The 17,222-nt window shown below is 42.5% G+C and carries 14 protein-coding genes and 2 rRNA genes (1 of these 16 running past the window's edge); 3 read left to right on the top strand and 13 right to left on the bottom strand.

What is annotated here, in order from left to right:
- Positions 1–3: 3 nt before the first annotated feature.
- From J8Z25_RS01325 to gspC, 11 genes are all read right to left on the bottom strand, one after another.
- The gene (locus J8Z25_RS01325; RefSeq protein ID WP_130049925.1) at positions 4–477 is read right to left on the bottom strand and encodes a type II secretion system protein M; all 474 of its coding nucleotides are present in this window, start codon (positions 475–477) and stop codon (positions 4–6) included.
- Positions 474–1,685, bottom strand: coding sequence for a type II secretion system protein GspL (gene gspL / locus J8Z25_RS01320; protein WP_250661547.1), 1,212 nt, complete (start codon positions 1,683–1,685; stop codon positions 474–476). Before gspL ends, J8Z25_RS01325 begins: the two co-directional genes overlap by 4 nt.
- The gene (gene gspK / locus J8Z25_RS01315; RefSeq protein WP_130049927.1) at positions 1,682–2,677 is read right to left on the bottom strand and encodes a type II secretion system minor pseudopilin GspK; all 996 of its coding nucleotides are present in this window, start codon (positions 2,675–2,677) and stop codon (positions 1,682–1,684) included. Before gspK ends, gspL begins: the two co-directional genes overlap by 4 nt.
- Before the next feature lie 2 nt (positions 2,678–2,679).
- On the bottom strand, positions 2,680–3,324 hold the full coding sequence (gene gspJ / locus J8Z25_RS01310; RefSeq protein WP_250661546.1) for a type II secretion system minor pseudopilin GspJ: 645 nt from the start codon (positions 3,322–3,324) through the stop codon (positions 2,680–2,682).
- Entirely contained in the window at positions 3,324–3,698 is a 375-nt protein-coding gene (gspI, locus tag J8Z25_RS01305; RefSeq protein ID WP_250661545.1) for a type II secretion system minor pseudopilin GspI, read from the bottom strand. The genes gspJ and gspI overlap by 1 nt, the downstream gene beginning before the upstream one ends.
- Positions 3,698–4,297, bottom strand: a complete 600-nt coding sequence (locus tag J8Z25_RS01300; protein WP_130049930.1) for a prepilin-type N-terminal cleavage/methylation domain-containing protein — start codon at positions 4,295–4,297, stop codon at positions 3,698–3,700. Before J8Z25_RS01300 ends, gspI begins: the two co-directional genes overlap by 1 nt.
- Before the next feature lie 55 nt (positions 4,298–4,352).
- Positions 4,353–4,772, bottom strand: a complete 420-nt coding sequence (gene gspG, locus J8Z25_RS01295) for a type II secretion system major pseudopilin GspG (protein WP_130049931.1) — start codon at positions 4,770–4,772, stop codon at positions 4,353–4,355.
- Positions 4,773–4,850: 78 nt separating this feature from the next.
- Entirely contained in the window at positions 4,851–6,086 is a 1,236-nt protein-coding gene (gene gspF / locus J8Z25_RS01290; protein WP_130049932.1) for a type II secretion system inner membrane protein GspF, read from the bottom strand.
- A gap of 2 nt (positions 6,087–6,088) precedes the next feature.
- Positions 6,089–7,654, bottom strand: a complete 1,566-nt coding sequence (gene gspE, locus J8Z25_RS01285; protein WP_284693406.1) for a type II secretion system ATPase GspE — start codon at positions 7,652–7,654, stop codon at positions 6,089–6,091.
- Positions 7,647–9,710, bottom strand: a complete 2,064-nt coding sequence (gene gspD / locus J8Z25_RS01280) for a type II secretion system secretin GspD (protein WP_130049934.1) — start codon at positions 9,708–9,710, stop codon at positions 7,647–7,649. Before gspD ends, gspE begins: the two co-directional genes overlap by 8 nt.
- A 22-nt stretch (positions 9,711–9,732) precedes the next feature.
- Positions 9,733–10,674 carry a type II secretion system protein GspC gene (gene gspC / locus J8Z25_RS01275; protein ID WP_130049935.1) on the bottom strand — a complete coding sequence of 314 codons (942 nt, stop codon included), beginning with the start codon at positions 10,672–10,674 and terminating at the stop codon, positions 9,733–9,735.
- Between the two features lie 207 nt (positions 10,675–10,881).
- Between gspC and hslR the strand changes: the two genes are divergently transcribed.
- The 3 genes from hslR to J8Z25_RS01260 all read left to right on the top strand — a co-directional run bounded on the left by hslR (position 10,882) and on the right by J8Z25_RS01260 (position 13,980).
- Complete coding sequence (hslR, locus tag J8Z25_RS01270) at positions 10,882–11,304, top strand: ribosome-associated heat shock protein Hsp15 (RefSeq protein WP_130052210.1); 423 nt, start codon at positions 10,882–10,884, stop codon at positions 11,302–11,304.
- A 12-nt stretch (positions 11,305–11,316) separates the two neighbouring features.
- Positions 11,317–12,162: an Hsp33 family molecular chaperone HslO gene (gene hslO, locus J8Z25_RS01265; RefSeq protein WP_167659201.1), complete on the top strand. Its 846-nt coding sequence runs from the start codon at positions 11,317–11,319 to the stop codon at positions 12,160–12,162.
- Positions 12,163–12,441: 279 nt separating this feature from the next.
- Positions 12,442–13,980 (top strand): phosphoenolpyruvate carboxykinase, encoded by a 1,539-nt coding sequence (locus tag J8Z25_RS01260; protein WP_167659200.1) that lies wholly within the window; start codon positions 12,442–12,444, stop codon positions 13,978–13,980.
- A gap of 1,099 nt (positions 13,981–15,079) precedes the next feature.
- Here J8Z25_RS01260 and rrf read toward each other — a convergent pair.
- Together rrf and J8Z25_RS01250 are read right to left on the bottom strand one after the other, a co-directional pair.
- Positions 15,080–15,194: ribosomal RNA gene (gene rrf / locus J8Z25_RS01255) — 5S ribosomal RNA — on the bottom strand.
- 124 nt (positions 15,195–15,318) lie between these two features.
- Positions 15,319–17,222: ribosomal RNA gene (locus J8Z25_RS01250) — 23S ribosomal RNA — on the bottom strand (it continues 979 nt past the right edge of the window).

Raw genomic sequence — 17,222 nt, 5'->3', positions numbered from 1 at the left:
CGTTTACTTCTCTAGTACCAAACGACTTACACGCACAAAGCCTGATTTGTCATCTTTACTTAAATCTAAATTCTCGATTAGTACGCCGTGCGAATTAACCAATTCATCAAGCCATTCAACAAGGTTATTAAACTCAACAGAATCAATTGTTAAACGAAGTGAATTGTCATTCGGCTGCATTTTACTAATGATAATTTGATAACGATTACGGGTGCTATTAACGATTTGGCTTAAACTACGACTGCTCGTACTACGTGCATTACCGCTTGCTTTTAATTTAGCAATACTCTCATCAACCCAAACTAATAGCTCTTGCTGTTTTATAGTGTCTTGCTCAGCCTTTTCGATAGCCGTGTTAAGTGGACGAAAGACTCCCATAACTAGCACAAAAATAACAAACACCACACCTGCAACAATAACAAGTTGCTGTTCTTGTTCTTTTAACGAGCGCCAATAATTGATTATTTGATTTTTCATGCCGCACCTCGTAACTTAATTTCACCAACGACAAAATCACCATCATTATTCAGCGAACCCTGATCAACGGTTAAGCCACGCTGTTCTAAAATTGCTTTAACTTTACTGAATGACTGGAAATCTTTGCCGCGCGCACGAATACGTAATTCGTTACGGCCTTGATCATAACGAAGCGTTTCTGGTGTGAAGTCTTTCACTTGACTAAAAATCGAGACCAGATCGTTAGTCAAATCTAAAAAGCCTGCCGTACTACCTGCATCGATTAATGCAAGTTCATTACGAATTTGGCTGCGAATAAGTTGCGGACGCACTTTTTTGTTAGGAAAAGCACGCTGATAATTGGCAACTACTTCGGCTTTCATTGCTTCAAGTTCGCTATTTAACTTATAGAGCTCAAGTGACTTAACACCGACACTACAAACTAACGCTACACCAGCTGCAATAGCGGCCTTTTGCCAATAGCCCCACCAAATCGCTGATTTTTTCTTAAGCTGATAAACGCCTTGGCGCAGGTTAAAATTAACCTCTGGTAATTGTTTGGCAAATAAAGCTAATGGTAAATCGTATTGTTCTGTTCGAGCATTTAGGTTAACCGTATCAGGAAAACCCTTTGCTGGACTAAAGTGTGCAACATCAGGGTTACCTAATGCCGTTAAATAGCCAGCAAGCCAATTCGTCTCTACAGCGGCAATATGCCAGTTACCGTGTTTACATAGCCACTGACCATTAAGCTCAATAGCACGTAACTGAGCGTTGTCATCGACATCAGGTAACAATAAAGCATCGGGCAGTATTTTATATACTTCGATACCATGCTCATTGAACTCAGCCAGCCATTGCTCAAACCATTCACGATCGGTCATCGCGATGTTAATAGCGTGCTTCTCATCAATAAGTGTTGGTTCTGCAATCGCTATGAATAAGTCGTCAACATCACAGGCTATTTCTTCTTCTAGCATGTAAGGAAGTGCTTGCTCTAGCTTGCGGCTCCACTTGGTTGGCAAAGCAACTGTTTTTAGTTGTACTTGATCACTTGGCAATATTACAACCACTTCCCGTGATTGCGCTCTCTCTGTAAGCTCACCAAGTTGTGTTGCATTGGCAATTTCGCCACTGGCAATTATTTCTTGTTCTGTTGGTGAGTAAATTAGCCAATTAAGGCTGTCTTTTAATGTTTGACCCGTACGGATCAACAATATCTCTGTCACTGTACGCCTCCAAATTTTCGCGCCAGTATCGTTACTGTACCATTAGTGGCATGGAGTAAGGTGGTCATCGAAAAACGCAGCTCTGCAAATTCAGCCTGCGTTTGTAGTTTAAAATATTCACTGTTGATACTGAATAAGTCTTCAACGGCTTTCACATTTTGTGCGCCTTGTTGATTAACCTCTTCAAAAAATGCTTCTAAATCATCATAACCATCTTGAGGACGTGATGATAATACCGCTTCAGCCCCTGAAAGACTTAAGCCATCAATAAGCGAGCTTAATATAATGGCACTTTCTACAGGTAGTGTATTAACGTTTATTTGTAGCAACTCACTGCCTGGAATCACACACACAAATGGTAAGACTTTTTCCATTACTAATGGATTAAAGCCTTTTACTAAACGAAGCTCTGAGGTCGAAGCAAAATAACTATTTGCAGTCATATATGGGTATTGTCGAGATAAATATTCATCTTCCTCGGCACCCGAGCGATAGGTAATACTATCAGCGTCTAACCAATCAAACACACTATCAGCCATAGCTTCTTCAGACTCATCTGATGGTAAATCTTCAATATTTTCTAATAATGCCAACAATGCCTTATGTGCTGGATTAGTTTTATTATTTGGATCCGTTTGTTGATCGGGCTTTACATGCAATGCATTTAGGTTCAAACAAGCTTGCAAGTCAGTAATAGTGCCACTCAAGGTGCCATTATCAACCGGATATGGTACCCCTCCCTGCTGCGCCCAAACTTGTTCTAAATGCGTTTTATCTGGTTCATCTTTTTTAGTTTGTTTAAGTGCCTTAATTGCAAGCTCTTCTGCAGCGAAGGCATACCACTTTGCCTGTTGATGGTTTTGAATATTGCTACTACGCTGCACTTGCACCATTAAATTAGCGCTCATCTCGACAGCTAACATAGCCGCAAGCGCCACGATGAATAAAACGATAACAAGCGCCGCACCTTTAGAGCGTTTAATCGCAGTCATGGCTAGCCACCCGTTCCGTTATTGCCATCATTTGCTTGGGCTGTTACTTTTCCTTCACCAGGCACTAAAAACACGCGACGAATTGGCTCTTGTTCAATTTTTTGAATAGTAACTGCAACAGCTTTTGGTAACGCTTTTATTTGCCACTGCTCTTGCCACTCATCTTTGTCATCTAAAAATTCAAATTTAAGGTCTTCGATATCTTCAAGAATGACTTGCGAACGAGGCTCTATGTTATCTAACTGATCGACATATACACGATATACACGCTCAAGTTTGTCATCTATAACGCGATAGCCAACTGCTTGTAATTCAGAGCGCGGCAGTAAATTAATTGGGTTAATCCAACCATCACGTACAAAGCCAATGCCATCGTATTGGCTATCAAGAACGTAGCGACCAGCTAAAACATAAGTTTCTTGAAAGTCACCCGCTTCGTTTCGAACCTGACGTTTCGTCATTTGACTAAAGTCTTGATCCATTAGACGAAACAAGGTTTGCAAGCCATTTAATTCCGCAATCGTTTCATCTGAAGCTTCTTTTGCTTTCGTTGTTGAATCAAGAATTTGATGAGTTGATAACACCACAAAAGCTAAGATCCCCATAGCGACAATCACTTCAAGTAAGGTAAAACCGCGTTGCTTCACTACTTATCACCTTTATTTAAATAAGTAGAAAGCTCATAAACTGGATATTCAAGCTTTTCATCGGCGAACACGTTAATGGTTACCTTTACAAACGTTTTATCAGCAGTAGGAACCACGTCCTGACGCCAATACCATTCAAAGCCAGCTAATGTTTCAGTGCCTTTAACACCATTTTTACCTGTCCACTTCTCGCCTTTGACGCGCTGCTCAACCATCACGTTTTCAGCAACCCAAGAGGCATAAGTTTGCTCTTCAATCGACGAAAGATGATTAATGTGCTCTCCGGTTGCTTGCATTGCGGCAATACCAGCCATTGCACAAATAGCCAATGCAACCATCACTTCGAGTAAGGTAAAACCTGCTGACTTATTCATTATTCAGGCTCCATACGAAACTTTACCGGGGCCATGAATTCGCCTTCGATAAAATACTGCGGCTCTCGCTCATCTTTAAGCTCGTAAACCAGTTGAAACGCACTGACTTCGCCAGAAGATAAAATAAGTACTTGCGGTATTTTGAGCTTTTTTAGCTCAAGTAGGCTGTCTTCGTCACCACCGCTCATTAATTCACGCCAGTTTGACTGCTCAAGCAAGTTATCTTGTGCCCAGGCTAAATCATCAAGGTTAAGAGTAAGCTTAAAGCGCTCATCAACCTTAATTGGGGCAAACAATTTTTCACGGTCAAAAGTAACCCACTTATCACCGTCAAAAACTAAAAATTCAAATGTATCTTGGTCAAGGTGAAAACCTAACTCAACCTGATTTAAAATTGCAAACTCAGAAGCCATATTAATCGTAGTGTGTAATCTGAGAGCTTGTTTTTCGAGTTCTTCTTCAGCACCACCATCAAAACTGTAGGCAACCATTTTGGTGACAAAACCAATCACCACAAGCACCATTAAAATCTCGATTAGGCTAAACCCTTTCGCGTGCTTAGCACGGTCAGCCAAACGCAAACGACCAAGGCTTACCATAATAGTAAGCCTTGATGTGTATAAGCTTTGTTCAGTTGGCTGAATTTAGGCATTGTTACTTTTCTTCATCCCAGTTACCAATGTCATCATCAGTACCTGCTTCACCATCAGGACCCATAGAGAAGATATCAATTTTACCGATTTCTCCTGGGCTGATTAGTTGGTATGGGTTACCCCATGGATCTTCTGGTAATTTCTCAAGGAAACCGCCATCAGGAAAACGTCTTGGAATTGGCTCAATGCTTGTTTTGTTCACTAGCGCTTCTAAGCCTTGCTCTGTGGTTGGATACGTTTTATTTTTAAGCTTGTATAGGCTTAACGCATCTTCAATTTGTTGAATATCTAAGTGTGCTTTATCGATTGCAGCTTCTTCTTGCTGACCCATGATATTTGGCGCCACAATTGACATGATCATACCAATGATAACCAGTACTACCATGACTTCTAGTAATGAGAAACCTGACTGTTTGTTCACAAAAATACCTCTAACTTTCTTCAAAAATTTATTATAGAGCGACAGTGTTAACTGCTAATTGCTCTAGTATTCCCTAATTTAAAGACCTACAGCCTTATTCATTGCCATAATCGGCTGTAATATTGCCATAACAATAAACAATACAATTACCGCCATTGAGGCAATCATCGCAGGCTCTAATAGTTTCAGAGACACGTTTACCATGCTCTCAAACTCACGATCTTGGTTATTTGCCGCACGCTCAAGCATCTGCTCAAGTTCACCTGACTTTTCACCACTGGCTATCATGTGTAGCATCATAGGTGGAAAAAGTTTGGTTTGCTGAAGTGAAGCACGAAGGCTAGCCCCTTCACTTACACGTGTTGCAGCATCTTGCACCGACTTTTTCATTTTCTCGTTAACCAATACACCACCCGAGATACGCATCCCTTCAAGTAGTGGTACTGAGCTTGACGACAAAATACTTAAAGTACGCGCAAAACGCGCCGTATTCACACCTCGTGCAACCTTACCAATCCCCGGTAAATGAAGCACTTTTTCGTCATACCAGTAACGAATATGCGGCTGCTTAAGCGCTTGCTTAATTGCCACAGCTAATGCGGTTATAATGACTAAACTTATGAACCAGTAGTTTTGTACAAAATTACTAGCTGCCATTACCCATTCGGTTGTCCATGGTAAAACTTGTTTTGACTTTTCAAAGGTCTTCAAGATTTTTGGTACCACAGTACCTAACAGTACCGACACAATTGCAATAGCAAATACAACCAGGATGGTTGGATACACCATCGCTTGTGTTATTTGACTACGCATATGCTGGCGTTGTTCCGTGTAATCAGCTAAACGATTTAAAACTTGATCAAGGTGACCCGATTTTTCACCAGCGGCCACCATAGCACGATATAAATCATCAAACACATGCGGGAACTCGCTCATGCCATCGGCTAGGGTGTAACCTTCAACTACCTTAGAGCGAACGGCCATTAACATACGCTTTAAACGCGGCTTTTCACATTGTTCAGCTACCGCCATTACGGCTCCCTCAACAGGCAATGCCGACTGTATTAAGGTTGCAAGCTGGCGAGTGATCAAAGCTAAATCTGAAGTAGAAATTTTTGGTTTAAAGAAACTACTCAATAAAGAGCTCTTCGCTCCTTTAGCTTGCTTTTCACCTTCAGCAGCAGCCACGACCTCTAACGGCATTAAACCCTGATCACGTAGGGTTTGGCGGATTTGTTTTACCGTGTCGGCTTCAAGAATGCCTTTTTTCTCTTTACCTTTGCCATCAAGGGCACGGTATTCAAATGCTGCCATGATTAACCTTCCTCACGTGTTACACGCAAGACTTCTTCTAAGGTAGTGCGACCCGCTAACACACGATTACAACCATCTTGACGAATGCTTGGACTGTGTTTGCGAATATACTTTTCAACACTTTGCTCGCCTTTACCACTGTGGATCATTTCACGAATTGCTTCATCAACAACCAACAATTCATGAATACCAGTACGGCCACGGTAACCATTAAAGTTACACTCTTCACACCCTACGGCACGATAAATTGTTGGCGGCTCAGCAGGGTTGACCCCCAATAACTGACATTCGCGCTCATCGGCAATGTGACCTTCTTTACAGCTATTACATAAAGTACGTACTAGACGTTGTGACAACACACCTAATAACGATGATGATAGTAAGAAAGGCTCAACGCCCATGTCTTCCATACGTGTGATAGCACCAGCAGCCGTATTAGTGTGCAGTGTCGACATAACCAAGTGACCAGTTAATGAAGCTTGCACACCAATTTGTGCCGTTTCAAGGTCACGGATCTCACCAACCATTACTACATCAGGGTCTTGACGAAGGATGGCACGTAAGCCACGTGCAAAGGTCATATCAACCTTAGTATTGACTTGCGTTTGACCAATCCCTGGGATCTCGTACTCGATTGGATCTTCAACAGTGAGGATATTACGATCCCGCGAGTTAATTTGGCTCATGCCTGCATACAAAGTGGTACTTTTACCAGAACCCGTTGGACCGGTTACTAAGATAATACCGTGGGGCTTACTGATTAAGTCAGCAAACAATTCACGGTTACGCTCAGTCATACCTAAATCTTCAAGATTCAGCCGTGCGTTGTTTTTATCAAGTAGACGCAGTACAACACGCTCACCAAAGCTTGATGGCATAGTAGAAACACGCACATCAACAGCACGACCAGCAATTCGTAAACTAATACGGCCATCTTGAGGTATACGTTTTTCGGCAATATCTAGTTTTGCCATAACCTTAATACGCGACACCAACAATGAGGCGAGTTTACGATTTGGCTTTAATACTTCTTTTAATACCCCATCAACCCTAAAGCGAATCACTAGCTCTTGTTCAAAGGTTTCGATATGAATATCCGACGCACCTTCTTTAATCGCTTCGCTCAGCATAGCGTTAATTAGTTTAATAATTGGCGCATCATCATCACCAGCAAGTAGATCTTCAGTTTGCGGCAACTCATCTGCAAGCGAGAATAAATCCACTTCGTTACCGATATCTTCCATCATTTGCTGCGTTTCAGAACTATCACGCTGATATGAGGCCTCTAGCAACAACTCAAATTTGTCATCTGGTAATTGTTCTAGTGAAAAACCATGACCCGCGATACGTCGTACCTCAAGTAATGCATCAACGCCTAACTCACCGCGGTAATACACAGTCCAGTTATCCTGATCTTTACCTAATAATACACCTGTACGACGCGCATACGAGAATGGCAAACGCTTGGTTGGCAAGCTAACAAGATCATCGCTTGTTAGCAGCTCATCATGATTTGCTGGCACATCGGGTGCTAACTCATCATTGATTTCTGTAATTGCATTAGTCATCGTTGCGCTCATTCGCGTTTTGTTGCTTTAGATATTCTTCGTAAGTTGGCGGTAATACCAAGGCATCATTCCATTCAGGAAGAATTGGTGCATCCGTCAACGGCATTAAATCAATACCATCTTCTTTTTGTTTGTGTTGTTCGCCACGGATAAAGTTATATTTAGAGTGGCTCAACTTATTCATACTAATGCCATCACGCACAATGGTAGGACGAATAAATACAATCAGATTACGTTTACGCTTATTAGTGCTGGTTGAGCGAAATAAATGACCAAGTACCGGGATATCACCTAATAACGGTACTTTAGAGACGCTTTCTTGCACGTCTTCATCAATCAGGCCACCTAGTACAACCATACCACCATCATCAGCCATAACCGTGGTTTTAATTGCACGTTTATTCACTGAGATATCTACCGCAGTAGCACCACTTACACTGGAAACTTCTTGTTCAATCGTTAGCTGAACCGCTGAACCGTCATTGATTTGTGGTGTAACTTTTAGCTTTACACCTACTTCTTGACGTTCAACTGTTTGGAATGGGTTAGCGTTATTTGAGCCTGTTTGCGAGCCTGTGATAATCGGTACTTCTTGACCAACAATCATTGACGCTTCTTCGTTATCCATAGTCGTTACAGACGGCGTAGCAAGAATATTAGAGTTAGTATCCGTTGAAACAGCTTGGATAATTGCACCCCAGTCGTTCTTAACAATACCCATTGCTAAACCATTGATACCGCCGAGCAGTTGTCCGAGAGGCCCCAGATCACCTTCAACGGTTTCTTCATAAGGAGTCGTATTACCAGTCTCATTACCTGTAATCGTTTTTTGTATCGTTTTATCACGAGCTTGCTCAGCAGCAACTGCCAATGATCCAACAGGTACTGTTGTACCATTGTTGAACTGCATCATCCCGCCTTGCTCTGAAATCCATTGCAAGCCTAAGTTGATACCATCAGCCTCTAACACTTCAACGATGATAGCTTCAACAAGTACCTGTGCTCGACGTACATCAAGACGTTCTATCACTTGTTCAAGTGAGCGCATCGTATCTGGTTGCGCAGTAATAACCAGAGAGTTTGAATCAGGGTGTGCTTCAATACTTGTTTCGTTTTGGTTGCGAGAACGAGTTTTAGTCGCACCACCTTGCGCATCTTCGGCTAATGTTTTGCTCACACCTTGCAGTACTTTTACAAGGTCTTCAGCTTTTGCGTAGTTTAAATAGATAACCTTAGTATTACCTTGGTTCTCTAACTCACCATCTAAACGGCTAATTAATTCAACAGCACGAGTACGTGCTTGCGCCTCTCCACTGACAATCACACTGTTAGTACGACCATCAGCAACAACCTTAGGAATTAAGAACTCAGGAACGCTTCCCTTGCCACCATCTTTGTAAATATTCTCAACAACAGATACCACATCGTCTGCGGTAGCAAATTTAAGCTGTACAATATCTACACGCTTATCACCTGCTTGGTCAACAGAGCGAATAATTTCTACTAAGCGGTTAACTGAAGCAGCATGACCAGTCAACATCATCACGTTCGCAGCATTAAAGTTTGCAACGTGACCACCATCTTTTTGGTCACTAAATTGACGAACTAGAGGACCAAGCTCTTGTACACTTACGTTTTTAACACGTACCACACGTGTCACCATCATATCGCCACTGGCTTGGTTATCTTCAGTGATCAGCGGTACATTCGACTTTTTAGCATCAGAACTTTTTTCAATTTTAATAATACCGTTATCCATCTCAACAGCTGAATAACCATAAACTTCGAGTACATTTAAGAAAAACTGATAATAAAGCTTCTCGTCCATTAGCTCGTAACTGCGCACGTTTACTTTACCGCGCACATTTGGGTCAATAATAACGGTTTTATTTAAATTCCGACCTACGATATTAATGAACTCATTAATATCAGTGCCTTTAAAATTAGCTGCATACTCAACAGCTGAAACTGAAAGCGATAATCCTGTTAATAAAAAAAGCGCTGCATATTTAGCTAACCCTTTTTTGATTTTTGTGAGGTGTAGCGCGTGAACCATTCTATAAAAACTCCAAAGCTAGTTATTGCAGGCTAAATTGCACATCAATTTGTTCACCATCGCGTTCGATAGTGATACTTGCGTCAGTACTATTTCGTAATTCGTTTATTGCTGACATTGCCTGTTTCAAATCATTTAATTGATAGCCATTAATCGCAATAGCTAAATCATTATTCATTAATCCCATCTGCTTGAATAAAGCAGGATCTTTACCTGGGCTTAAACGATAACCCACTAACTCACCATCAACCATCGCTTGAGAGACGCGAATATAGTCAAATAATTTACCGGGATCGTCTAATACTTCTTCACGCGTTTCGATAAGCGCTTCTTTTATTTCTTCATCTTCAGTCGCATTTATTTCACTATTTTCGACAAGCTGCGGACCTGCGGTTAATTCTGACTCTTTACGCTCTGCCAATACGGGCATAGAAACTGTTTTCGTAAAGTCGAGTCCATCCAGCATCAAAGTTTCAAAACGACCGCTAACATCTAAAATCACTCGATCGGGTAATACTTGAGCTAGCTTTGCGCGAGTTCCTTTAATTGCATCATCAACAACATATGTTTCTTGCTTGCCTTGAGATTCGATTATTGCAAGGCCAGCTTGGTCATTTTGGCTTACCGCAACAATACCGGTTAGGTTAATACTTAGGCGAGTTTCAGGGGCGTTGTTAATAACTTGATTTTGTTTTGAGGTAGGTTTTTTAGCTTCGACAACAACTTTGCCGAATAAATTCTGTTCGATAATTTGACGTGAGCTTACAGTCTCTGCTCGCTTTGCCATGGTGTTAACACCTGTTACAGGCAGTGCTCTTGTATCGGGCTCCGGCCACACAAGCCAAAATAGCTTGGATGATAAAAAAGCAATATAAACAACAACTAACAGCACTACAAATGCACTTAGCTTGGCATGAGGTAAGCCGTTCAAAAACTGTTTAACTTGTTGTAAGTGTTGATCCATAAACTCTATTTCTTATTTTAATTTACTGCTTGATAGCTGGCCTATAGTACCTTTTCATTTTTCATTCAACAAGCGCGCTTATATTAAACTTTGTAAACAAGGTAAATTCGACGAACAGTGGGCTGCAAGGAATTACTACGACTGTTTATTTGTGATTAAGTTTCATGGTAAATTTTGCCTATATATAAGCAGCTTTCAAAGAGCACAATTGTGTCAAAAGGTAACACTCATAAGTCGCAAGACAAGCAAGATGAATTAAACGTACGCCTTGATAAGTGGTTATGGGCTGCACGTTTTTATAAAACCCGCTCAATCGCACGAGACATGGTGCAAGGTGGCAAAGTACATTATAATGGACAACGTACCAAGCCCAGCAAAATTGTTGAAGTCGGTGCTGTAGTTAAACTGCTACAAGGGGTAGACGAAAAGGTCGTGACAATTGAAAAGATCCTTGAAAAACGTCAAGGTGCCCCCATTGCACAAACCTTATATCAAGAAACTCAAGCTAGTATTGAGAAACGCGAAGCAAATGCTATCGCCCGTAAGAACAACAGCTTCTTTGCTCCACATCCTGATCGTAAACCAGATAAAAAGCAAAGACGTGAACTGTTAAAAATGAAATCAAGTTAGGTAATGCAACTCATGCAACAAGATTTACTTCATCGTTATATATTTGATCAGCTCGATGTACGTGGCGAACTCGTACAAATTGAAAACACTTATCAAGAGATGATCGCAAACCATAATTACCCAGCACCTGTGCAAACCTTATTAGGTGAATTACTTGTTGCTACCTGCTTATTAACAGCTACTTTAAAGTTTGAAGGTGAAATTGCCGTTCAACTACAAGGCGATGGCCCTGTTAAATATGCGGTAATTAATGGTGACGATAAACAAAACATGCGAGGCATAGCACGTCTACAAGGTGAAGTGACAGGAAGCACAATAAAAGACTTAATTGGTAATGGCTATATGGTTATTACAATTACGCCTACTAAAGGTGAGCGATACCAAGGTATTGTACCTTTAGAGCACGATAGCTTAGATAAATGCCTAGAGAACTATTTTGAGCAATCAGAACAGTTAAAAACACGTCTTTGGTTTGCAACTGAAGTAACAGCAGACACAGCAAAAGCAGCTGGCTTATTCTTACAAGTATTACCTGTGAATAAGGAAAAATCTGTTGAAGACTTCACTCATCTTGAAGCTATCAGCAACACTATTAAAGATGAAGAGTTACTAGGTTTAGATGCAAATACAGTTTTAACCAGACTTTACCACGAAGATAACCCTCAATTATTCGAGCCACAATCTATTAGTTTCCGTTGTGGCTGTAGCAGAGATAAAACAATTGCTGCGTTAGTGAATGTAGGTCAAGAAGAGTTACTTGCCGATGTAAAAGCAAACGGCGAAGTAAAAATTAGCTGCCATTACTGCTTAAAAGATTACATTTTTAACGAACAGGATATTAAAGCTATTTTTAACTGATACACCCAATTAAAAATATTATTGTATTAAAGCCGCATTCGATGCGGCTTTTTTATTAAAAAAAATTATCAAAAATAATGATACCGGTGTCATGAAAAAGCGCCATTTTATGACACCGGTATCATTGAAATTATTCATGTTTTTTGCCAAATATATGCCTTTTTAGGCCCTTCAGACACTCGAATATCCCTAATCCTTCTGTTACTATTCTTTTAGCAAAAGGGAAAACTAAGAACCCCAGAGCTATCCCGTTCAATCTCTCACAATTTAGGTATAAACATGACTGCAAACGCTACTAGTTTTGTTGATCTTACAGCAGCTGAACTTGTCGAACACGCTATTCGTCGTGGCGAAGGGACTTTAGCCGCTAATGGTGCTTTTGTTGCTAAAACCGGTGTACGCACTGGCCGCTCTCCAAAAGATCGTTTTATTGTTCAAGAGCCAAGCACTGAAAACGAAATCCAATGGGGCAACGTAAACCGCCCATTCGATGCAGACAAGTTTGATGCGTTATGGGCACGTGTAGAAGAACACGTGAAAAGCAAAGACCACTTCATCTCTCACCTAGAAGTTGGCGCTGATCCTGAGCACTATTTACCAGTTGTAGTTACAACAGAAACTGCATGGCATCATATTTTTGCCAAAAACATGTTTATCGAACCACTAACATACAATACTGCCGACTTCCCAGAGTGGCAGGTAATGAACGTACCTTCATTTGTATGTGACCCAGAGCGTGATGGGACAAACAGTGATGGCACTGTAATCATCAACTTCGCACAACGTAAAGTACTACTAGCTGGTATGCGCTACGCAGGCGAAATGAAAAAATCAATGTTCTCTGTACAAAACTTCCTACTTCCTGCAAAAGGTGTATTACCAATGCACTGCTCTGCAAACGTAGGTGAAGCAGGCGACACAGCTTTATTCTTCGGTCTATCTGGAACAGGTAAAACAACATTATCTGCGGATCCTACTCGTTTCCTTATCGGTGATGACGAACACGGTTGGGCACCTGGTAGCGTATTTAATATCGAAGGTGGTTGTTACGCTAAATGTATCGACCTATCGCAAAAGAACGAACCTGTTATTTGGAATGCAATTCGCTTCGGTACAATCTTAGAAAACGTGGTACTTGACGAAAACCGTGTACCAGATTTCCATGATACAAGCCTTACACAAAATAGCCGCGCAGCTTATCCTCTAGAGCACGTTGAAAAACGTAAAGTAGAAAACCGTGCTGGCGAGCCAAAAGCGGTTGTATTCTTAACGTGTGACGTGAGCGGTGTATTACCACCAGTTTCAGTACTAACTGAAGAAGCTGCAGCTTACCACTTCCTAAGCGGTTACACTGCAAAAGTAGGTTCAACTGAAATCGGTTCAACAAGCGACATTGAGTCTACATTCTCAACATGTTTCGGTGCTCCATTCTTCCCACGCCCTGCAGGCGTTTATGCAGAGCTTCTAATGAAGCGTGTACGTGAATTCGGCGCTAAAGTTTACCTAGTTAACACAGGTTGGACAGGTGGCCCTTACGGTACTGGTCAACGTTTCGATATCCCAACTACACGTGCTGTAGTTGATGCAATCGTATCAGGTAAACTAGCTGATGTTGAAACTCAACACATAGATGTTCTAAACCTAGATGTACCAGTTTCAGTTCCTGGTGTAGACAGTAAGCTTCTTAACCCAATCAACACATGGGAAGATAAAGAGAAGTACGCAGAATACGCAAACAAACTAGCATCTGACTTCACTGAAAACTTTGCAAAATACGATGTTTCAGAAGCAATCAAATCAGCAGGTCCAAAAGCTTAATACCAATTCGCTTAATTAAGTGATCTATTTTGAGGCAATAAAACCTCGTTGATAGCAAGGCAAAAATTTCGTTATTTAGTTGTTCTAAATCAGAAATTTTTAACGCAGATAGCGACAGGTTTAATCCCTCAAAATGATTAAGTATTATTGCGGATTGGTATGATACCAAGCTTACCTTCAGATTAAAAACGCCAGCTATATGCTGGCGTTTTTGTTTTTGGGTTATGAGTTAGCGAATTGTGAGAGTAAAGTTAGCGAGTTAGGATAAGCCATATAGGCTCTAGGCTCTAGGAAAAGTGTCGTTGTAGGAATGGCTTTAGCCATGAATGTGTTGGTTATGGCCTAGATTCGACCCTGACGTGCCTCCTACTCGTTTTGTTGCTGAGGAACACTCTGAAGTACCAAACAATCCTGTAGATCAACTGCCATCTAATCTCTGGCATCTGAGATACGCATCACGTAGGAATGGCTTTAGCCATGAATGTGTTGGTTATGGCCTAGATTCGACACTGACGTGCCTCCTACTCGTTTTGTTGCTGAGGAACACTCTGAAGTACCAAACAATCCTGTAGATCAACTGCCATCTAATGTCTGGCACCTGAGATACGCAACACATAGGAATGGCTTTAGCCATGAATGTGTTTGTTAAGGTCTAGATACGGCACTGGCGTGCCTCCTACTCGTTTTGTTGCTGAGGAACACTCTGAAGTAGCAAACAATCCTGTAGATCAACTGCCATCTAATGTATGACAACGCATCACGTATGAATGGCTTTAGCCATGAATGTGTTTATTAAGGTCTAGATACGGCACTGACGTGCCTCCTACAGGGTTTTGTTGCTGAGGGAGACTCTGAAGTACCAAACAATCCTGTAGATCAAATGCCATCTTATGTCTGACAACGCATCACGTAGGAATGGCTTTAGCCATGAATGTGTTGGTTATGATCTGAATTCGGCACTGACGTGCCTCCTACAGGGTTTTGTTGCTGAGGGAGACTCTGTAAAAAACACCCCCACATTTCAGCTGACGGCTGAAAGCTGACAGCTCCAGACGCAAAAAAGCCCGACTCTTTCGAACCGGGCTTTCTTTAATTTGGAGCCTGGCAATGTCCTACTTTCACATGGCAAATGCCACACTATCATCGGCGCTGTTTCGTTTCACTACTGAGTTCGGCATGGGGTCAGGTGGGTCCAAAACGCTATTGTCACCAAGCAAATTTGGGTCGTTAATCGCCTTAGCAATTAACTAAAATTCGGAATTCTGATATCAAGTAAATGTCTACTTTAGTTTCTTAACTTCTGTCTGTTACGCTGTCACAAAACGCGTTTGGCGTTGTATGGTTAAGCCTCACGGGTAATTAGTACAGGTTAGCTTAATGGCTCGCACCACTTCCACATCCTGCCTATCAACGTTGTAGTCTTCAACGGCCCTTCAGAGACTTTAAAAGTCTAGTGAGAACTCATCTCGAGGCCTGCTTCGCGCTTAGATGCTTTCAGCGCTTATCAGTTCCGAACGTAGCTACCGGGCAGTGCCATTGGCATGACAACCCGAACACCAGCGGTTCGTTCACTCCGGTCCTCTCGTACTAGGAGCAACCCCTCTCAATTCTCAAACGCCCACGGCAGATAGGGACCGAACTGTCTCACGACGTTCTAAACCCAGCTCGCGTACCACTTTAAATGGCGAACAGCCATACCCTTGGGACCGACTTCAGCCCCAGGATGTGATGAGCCGACATCGAGGTGCCAAACACCGCCGTCGATATGAACTCTTGGGCGGTATCAGCCTGTTATCCCCGGAGTACCTTTTATCCGTTGAGCGATGGCCCTTCCATTCAGAACCACCGGATCACTATGACCTACTTTCGTACCTGCTCGACGTGTCTGTCTCGCAGTTAAGCTGGCTTCTACCATTACACTAACCGTACGATGTCCGACCGTACTTAGCCAACCTTCGTGCTCCTCCGTTACTCTTTGGGAGGAGACCGCCCCAGTCAAACTACCCACCAGGCACTGTCCGTAATCCCGATTAGGGACCAACGTTAGAACATCAAAACTACAAGGGTGGTATTTCAAGGACGGCTCCACAAAGACTAGCGTCTCTGCTTCAAAGCCTCCCACCTATCCTACACATGTAGGTTCAATGTTCAGTGCCAAGCTGTAGTAAAGGTTCACGGGGTCTTTCCGTCTAGCCGCGGGTACACAGCATCTTCACTGCGATTTCAATTTCACTGAGTCTCGGGTGGAGACAGCGTGGCCATGGTTACACCATTCGTGCAGGTCGGAACTTACCCGACAAGGAATTTCGCTACCTTAGGACCGTTATAGTTACGGCCGCCGTTTACCGGGGCTTCGATCAAGAGCTTCGTCCGAAAACTAACCCCATCAATTAACCTTCCGGCACCGGGCAGGTGTCACACCGTATACGTCATCTTGCGATTTTGCACAGTGCTGTGTTTTTAATAAACAGTCCCAGCCACCTGGTCACTGCGGCTCCCGTCCGCTTAGAGAGCAAGTCTCATCACAGATAGGAGCGTACCTTCTCCCGAAGTTACGGTACGATTTTGCCTAGTTCCTTCACCCGAGTTCTCTCAAGCGCCTTAGTATTCTCTACCTGACCACCTGTGTCGGTTTGGGGTACGATTCGGTATAATCTGAAGCTTAGAGGCTTTTCCTGGAAGTATGGCATCAACAACTTCACACCCTTAGGTGCTCGTCTCGTGTCTCAGTCTTAAGAGTCCGGATTTTCCTAAACTCTCAACCTACTCACTTTCACATGGACAACCAACGCCATGCTTGTTTAGCCTGCTCCGTCCCCCCATCGCAATTATACCAAGTACGGGAATATTAACCCGTTTCCCATCGACTACGCCTTTCGGCCTCGCCTTAGGGGTCGACTTACCCTACCCTGATTAACATGGGATAGGAACCCTTGGTCTTCCGGCGTGCGGGTTTTTCACCCGCATTATCGTTACTCATGTCAGCATTCGCACTTCTGATACCTCCAGCATACCTCCCGGTACACCTTCAACGGCTTACAGAACGCTCCCCTACCACTCAAACAAAGTTTGAATCCGCAGCTTCGGTGCATAGTTTAGCCCCGTTACATCTTCCGCGCAGACCGACTCGACCAGTGAGCTATTACGCTTTCTTTAAAGGATGGCTGCTTCTAAGCCAACCTCCTGGCTGTCTGGGCCTTTCCACATCGTTTCCCACTTAACTATGACTTTGGGACCTTAGC

The sequence above is a fragment of the Pseudoalteromonas sp. SCSIO 43101 genome (assembly GCF_023650775.1).
GTDB classification, from domain to species: Bacteria; Pseudomonadota; Gammaproteobacteria; order Enterobacterales; family Alteromonadaceae; genus Pseudoalteromonas; species Pseudoalteromonas apostichopi.
Note: the sequence above shows the minus strand (reverse complement) of the source record. Positions and strands in the feature narration are given on the sequence as shown.

Excerpts from the sequence above, each read along its gene's own strand:
- gspD (WP_130049934.1), bottom strand. The coding sequence starts at position 9,710 with ATGGTTCACGCGCTACACCTCACAAAAATCAAAAAAGGGTTAGCTAAA.
- gspC (WP_130049935.1), bottom strand. The coding sequence starts at position 10,674 with ATGGATCAACACTTACAACAAGTTAAACAGTTTTTGAACGGCTTACCT.
- J8Z25_RS01260 (WP_167659200.1), top strand. The coding sequence starts at position 12,442 with ATGACTGCAAACGCTACTAGTTTTGTTGATCTTACAGCAGCTGAACTT.
- gspE (WP_284693406.1), bottom strand. The coding sequence starts at position 7,654 with ATGACTAATGCAATTACAGAAATCAATGATGAGTTAGCACCCGATGTG.
- gspF (WP_130049932.1), bottom strand. The coding sequence starts at position 6,086 with ATGGCAGCATTTGAATACCGTGCCCTTGATGGCAAAGGTAAAGAGAAA.
- gspK (WP_130049927.1), bottom strand. The coding sequence starts at position 2,677 with ATGACTGCGATTAAACGCTCTAAAGGTGCGGCGCTTGTTATCGTTTTA.
- J8Z25_RS01325 (WP_130049925.1), bottom strand. The coding sequence starts at position 477 with ATGAAAAATCAAATAATCAATTATTGGCGCTCGTTAAAAGAACAAGAA.
- hslO (WP_167659201.1), top strand. The coding sequence starts at position 11,317 with ATGCAACAAGATTTACTTCATCGTTATATATTTGATCAGCTCGATGTA.
- J8Z25_RS01300 (WP_130049930.1), bottom strand. The coding sequence starts at position 4,297 with ATGGTAAGCCTTGGTCGTTTGCGTTTGGCTGACCGTGCTAAGCACGCG.
- gspI (WP_250661545.1), bottom strand. The coding sequence starts at position 3,698 with ATGAATAAGTCAGCAGGTTTTACCTTACTCGAAGTGATGGTTGCATTG.